Here is a 4,907-nt window from a genome sequence, read left to right on the forward strand (position 1 = left end):
CGCCGGGGGGCTGCGGCGGATCCCGCCGCGCCAGGCCGACCGCCGGCCGTTCGCCGACGGTGGGCCGTGCGGTGAGGCGGAGCGCGGCGCGGTGGTCGGCGGCACCGCGGAGAGCGGGGTCAAGGGGCCGGTGGCGCGGGGGAGCGGAGCAGACGGCCGTGGCCCGTGTCCGGAGGCGCGGAGAGCCGTGCCGGGGGTGCGCAACGAATCGACGCCGGCCCCACGGCGGACGCAACGATCCGCTCACCGGCGCGCAACGGCTCGTTCTTGTCCGGCCGACGGGCCGACCGTACCGTCGAACCGGCCCCCGACCCCCTCCCGTACCGGTGGAGAACACGCATGCGCACCGCCCTGCTCCAGAGCTCCGGCCGCCCCGGCTCGGTCACCGAGAACCTCAAGGTCCTCGACGAGGCCGCCGGCCGTGCCGCCGCCGCGGGCGCCGGGCTCCTGATCGCGCCGGAGCTGTTCCTCACCGGGTATGCGATCGGCGACGACACCGGCCGCCTCGCCGAGCCGGCCGACGGAGACTCCGCGGACACGGTCGGCTGGATCGCGTCGCGGCACGGCGTCGCGGTCGTCTACGGCTACCCGGAGCGGTCGGGCGCCCGGGTCTTCAACTCGGCCCAGCTGGTGGCGGCCGACGGCACCCGCCTCGCGAACTACCGCAAGACCCACCTCTTCGGCAGCTTTGAGCGGGACCACTTCACCCCCGGCGGCCGGCCGGTCGTCCAGGCCGAGCTGAACGGCCTGCGGATCGGCCTGACGATCTGCTATGACGTCGAGTTCCCGGAGAACGTCCGCGCCCACGCCCTGGCCGGCACCGACCTCCTCGTGGTCCCCACCGCCCTGATGCACCCGTTCCAGTTCGTCGCCCAGTCCCTCGTCCCGGTGCGGGCCTTCGAGAACCAGATGTACGTCGCGTACGTCAACCGGGTCGGGCGTGAAGGGGAGTTCGAGTTCGTCGGGCTCTCCACCCTCGCCGGGCCCGACGGGATCGCCCATGTCCGGGCCGGCCGGGGCGAGGAGCTCGTCCTCGGCGACGCCGACCCCGCCCGCCTGGCCGCCTCCCGCCAGGCGAACCCCTACCTCCAGGACCGCCGCCCCGGTCTCTACGGGTCCCTCGTCTGACCCGCGGGCCTCCCCGGATTTCTCCAGAGTCATTTTTCGCGCAAGGAGTCGTACCCCATGACGTCCACGGTGCCCAACGCCGTCCAGCACGCCGACGAGCAGCAGCCGCCGATCACCATGTTCGGGCCGGACTTCCCGTACGCGTACGACGACTACCTCGCCCACCCGGCGGGCCTCGGCCAGATACCCGCGACCGAGCACGGCACGGAGGTCGCGGTCGTCGGCGGCGGTCTGTCCGGCATCGTGGCCGCCTACGAGCTGATGAAGATGGGCCTCAAGCCCGTCGTGTACGAGGCCGACCGGATCGGCGGCCGGCTGCGCACCGTGGGCTTCGAGGGCTGCGACCCGTCGCTGACCGCCGAGATGGGCGCCATGCGTTTCCCGCCGTCCTCGACCGCGCTGCAGCACTACATCGATCTGGTGGGCCTGGAGACCAGGCCGTTCCCCAACCCGCTGGCCGAGGCCACCCCGTCGACCGTCGTCGACCTGAAGGGCGAGACCCACTACGCCGAGACGCTCGACGACCTGCCGCAGGTCTACCGGGACGTGGCGAACGCGTGGAACGCCTGCCTGGAGGAGGGGGCCGACTTCTCCGACATGAACCGCGCCCTGCGCGAGCGCGACGTGCCCCGCATCCGCGCGATCTGGTCCAGGCTCGTCGAGAAGCTCGACAACCAGACGTTCTACGGCTTCCTCTGCGACTCCGAAGCATTCAGGTCCTTCCGGCACCGTGAGATCTTCGGCCAGGTCGGCTTCGGCACCGGCGGCTGGGACACCGACTTCCCCAACTCCATCCTGGAGATCCTGCGCGTCGTGTACACCGAGGCCGACGACCACCACCGCGGCATCGTCGGCGGCTCCCAGCAGCTGCCGCTGCGCCTGTGGGAGCGGGAGCCGGAGAAGATCGTGCACTGGGCCCACGGGACGTCCCTGAAGTCCCTGCACGAGGACGGCCGGCCCCGCCCCGCGGTGACCCGGCTGCACCGCACCGCCGGCAACCGGATCACCGTGACCGACGCGAACGGCGACATCCGCACGTACAAGGCCACCGTCTTCACCGCCCAGTCGTGGATGCTGCTGTCGAAGATCGACTGCGACGACTCGCTCTTCCCGATCGACCACTGGACCGCGATCGAGCGCACGCACTACATGGAGTCGAGCAAGCTCTTCGTGCCGGTCGACCGCCCCTTCTGGCTCGACAAGGCCGTCGACGAGCAGGGGCGGCCGACGGGCCGGGACGTCATGTCGATGACGCTCACCGACCGCATGACCCGTGGCACCTACCTCCTCGACGACGGGCCGGACCGGCCGGCCGTCATCTGCCTGTCCTACACCTGGTGCGACGACAGCCTGAAGTGGCTGCCGCTGTCCGCGAACGAGCGGATGGAGGTCATGCTGAAGTCGCTCGGCGAGATCTACCCGGACGTCGACATCCGCAAGCACATCATCGGCAGCCCGGTGACGATCTCCTGGGAGGACGAGCCGTACTTCATGGGCGCGTTCAAGGCGAACCTGCCCGGCCACTACCGCTACCAGCGGCGCCTGTTCACGCACTTCGTGCAGGACCGCCTGCCCGCCGACAAGCGGGGCGTCTTCCTCGCGGGCGACGACATCTCCTGGACGGCCGGGTGGGCCGAGGGCGCCGTGCAGACCGCACTGAACGCCGTGTGGGGCGTCATGCACCACCTCGGCGGCGCGACCGACCCGGCCAACCCCGGCCCCGGCGACGTCTTCGACGAGATCGCGCCGGTGGAGCTGCCGGAGGAGTGACCGGGCCCGCGGGCGGAGGGTCAGACCCCGGCCGCCCGCGCCTTCTCGTACACCTCGGCGGCGACGTCCTTCAGTTCCCGGGCGTCCCGCACGGCGCTCTGGAGGTCGACGAGGATCTCCTCCAGGCCGATCGCGGCGTGGGTGACCAGGTCCTCGACGATCTGGTCCGCGTTGCCCTGGAAGGGGCGGCGGTCGGCGCCGTCGTGCGCCCTGGCCGAGTAGGCCGCGTTCACCCGCAGCACCGTCTGGATCGGCTCCTTGCGCCCGTGCTCCTCCGCCAGCTCCTGCAAGGCGCTCCACTGGGCGGCGATCTGCTCGGGGCCCATGCCCACCGGCAGCCAGCCGTCGGCGTGGTCGACGAGCCGGCGCTGTGCCTTCCTGCTGCCCGCGGCCAGCAGGATCGGGATCGGCCGGGCGGGCTTGGGGCCCACCACGGCGGAGGCGATCTTCGTGAGACGTCCCTCGTGGACCACGGGGTCGGGGCCCCACACCGCCCGGCACACCTCGATCACCTCGTCCAGCACCTGTCCCCGCTCCTCGAACGGCCGCACGGACGCGGCCGCGTACTCGTCGAGGGACCAGCCCGTGCCGAAGCCGGCGACCACCCGGCCGCCGCTGGCCGCGTCCAGTGAGGCGAGGGCCTTGGCGAGCTGGAACGGCACGTGCAGCGGCGCCACCAGGACGCTGGAGCCCAGCCGGGCCCGCTCGGTGGCCGCCGCGGCCAGGGTGAGCGTGATCAGCGGGTCGGCCACGCCGCGGTACGCATCCGGCCAGGGAAGCCCCTCCACGCCGTACAGTCCCTGCGACGCGGGATCGGGGACCAGGGCCCGCTCGTACACCCACAAGCTCTCGTATCCGATCCGCTCGGCGGTGCGTGCCACGTCGGCCACATCCCGTCCGAGGGCGTACTGCCGGTTCTGCGGAAGGCCGAGTCCGAGCCGGGTCGCCATGCGTGTGCGCTCCTTCGCGGGAGATCTGCCGGGCCGTCAACGTACAGCGGCCGGCTGGTGGTTCTCGGTGAGGTGGGCCGGGATGGCCGGATTCGGCCGTATCAGCCGGGAAACGGGGTGAGCAGGATGCGCCCGGCGAACCCCACCGCCGCGTCCAGCCGCCGCGCGAACTCCTCCGTCAGGTCCGGTAGTTCCCGCAGCGCCCACAGCGCCCGGGCGGCCGACCAGGCGGCCTCGCGCGCCCGTTCCAGGCTCCACGCGCCGAGCAGATGCGTGAGCGGGTCGGCGATCTGGAGCAGATCGGGACCCGGCATCAGATCCTCGCGGATGCGCTCCTCCAGCGAGGCGAGAATGTCCCCCACTTGCTCGAACTCGTCCTCCAGATCGTCCGGTTCGCAGCCCAGCGCACGGCAGGCGTCCACGACGGCCAGTGCCAGGTCGTGCCCGATGTGCGCGTTGATGCCCGCGAGCGCGAACTGCAGCGGCCGCACGCCGGGATGGCGCCGGAACTGGAACAGCGGCCGCCAGCACGCGGGAACGGGCCCCTCTTCGGCCACGGACAGATACCGTTCGGCGAACCGGACGTCCAGGGTGATCGCGGCGCGTTCGTCCGGGAAGCACCCCGCGTCCAGTCGGCGGCCGACCTCCTCGGTGACGGTGAGATAGACGCGGTTGAAGACCGCGACGCCGTCGTCTTTTGGCCAGACCCCGGCGAGCGCGCGCATGCGTGAGGCGACCGCGTCCAGCCCGGTCGTGACTTGCTCCGACGACACCATGGGGGAAGGTTTCCAGTCCGGGACCGGCCGGAGCACCAACGGCCCGCCGGCTTCCCCGGATCGGGCGAACCCGCCGATGGCCCAGGAGCGGGACGTGGGGGGATGGCCCAGGAGGGGGACGCGGGGGGCGGTACCTGCCGGGCCCGCGCGTCCACCACGCGGGGCCGCGCGCAGGCGAGGCGCCACGGCACGGCGCGGTGACCCAGGCCGGCGACGACGCCCCCCGGGCCTGGCCGCGGCGTCGGGACGGGCTCCTCCGGTGGTCACCGCGCCGCGGCGCCTC

At 72.6% G+C, this 4,907-nt stretch carries 4 protein-coding genes; 2 read left to right on the forward strand and 2 right to left on the reverse strand.

The genetic code is table 11. The features are described 5' to 3' along the window. Window positions 1–339: 339 nt before the first annotated feature. Together ACFSL4_RS21945 and ACFSL4_RS21950 are read left to right on the forward strand one after the other, a co-directional pair. Complete coding sequence (locus tag ACFSL4_RS21945; protein WP_381085497.1) at window positions 340–1,128, forward strand: carbon-nitrogen hydrolase family protein; 789 nt, start codon at window positions 340–342, stop codon at window positions 1,126–1,128. Window positions 1,129–1,185: 57 nt separating this feature from the next. Then, the gene (locus ACFSL4_RS21950) at window positions 1,186–2,898 is read left to right on the forward strand and encodes a flavin monoamine oxidase family protein (RefSeq protein ID WP_381085500.1); all 1,713 of its coding nucleotides are present in this window, start codon (window positions 1,186–1,188) and stop codon (window positions 2,896–2,898) included. 20 nt (window positions 2,899–2,918) lie between these two features. Here the strand turns inward: ACFSL4_RS21950 and ACFSL4_RS21955 are convergent, their stop codons facing one another. Further along, entirely contained in the window at window positions 2,919–3,848 is a 930-nt protein-coding gene (locus ACFSL4_RS21955) for an LLM class F420-dependent oxidoreductase (RefSeq protein ID WP_381085503.1), read from the reverse strand. Between the two features lie 101 nt (window positions 3,849–3,949). After that, window positions 3,950–4,624, reverse strand: coding sequence for a DUF5995 family protein (locus ACFSL4_RS21960; protein WP_381085506.1), 675 nt, complete (start codon window positions 4,622–4,624; stop codon window positions 3,950–3,952). Window positions 4,625–4,907 lie beyond the last annotated feature (283 nt).

Origin of the sequence: Streptomyces caeni (genome assembly GCF_042678285.1) — a bacterium.
GTDB classification, from domain to species: domain Bacteria; phylum Actinomycetota; class Actinomycetes; order Streptomycetales; family Streptomycetaceae; genus Streptomyces; species Streptomyces caeni.